Annotated in this window: 1 pseudogene; it reads left to right on the plus strand. The window is 71.2% G+C overall.

What is annotated here, in order from left to right:
- Positions 1 to 151 precede the first annotated feature (151 nt).
- Positions 152 to 365 (plus strand): annotated as a pseudogene (locus PUR56_RS11055) (hypothetical protein); the annotation flags it as partial.

Below are 365 nucleotides of genomic sequence, written 5' to 3' on the forward strand. Positions count from 1 at the left end.
CTCCAGGACCGGCACGCCTTCCAGGCCCGCTGGGACGCCCAGAAGGCCAACATCGTGGCCGGCGTCAACGGCCAGGCGTCCGTCGACAAGGCGCTGAAGACCGTCGACGACCTGGTCGGCCAGGCGCTCGGCAAGGAGTGACGGAAAGCCGATGACGACCATGACCGACCTCCCCGCGAAGCACCCTCCCGGCGGCACCGCCGCCGGGAGCGGCCCGGACCGCGCCGGGCAGACCTCGAAGTCCCGGCGGCGTTCGACCGGAGCCCTGGCCGGCTGGCTCTCGGTGGCTCCCGCGCTGCTGGTGATCCTGGGCTTCACGTTCTACCCGATGGTCCAGTCGATGCTCCTGAGCACCGACCACTGGA

It is taken from the genome of Streptomyces sp. BE303 (genome assembly GCF_036290945.1).
Taxonomy (GTDB): domain Bacteria; phylum Actinomycetota; class Actinomycetes; order Streptomycetales; family Streptomycetaceae; genus Kitasatospora.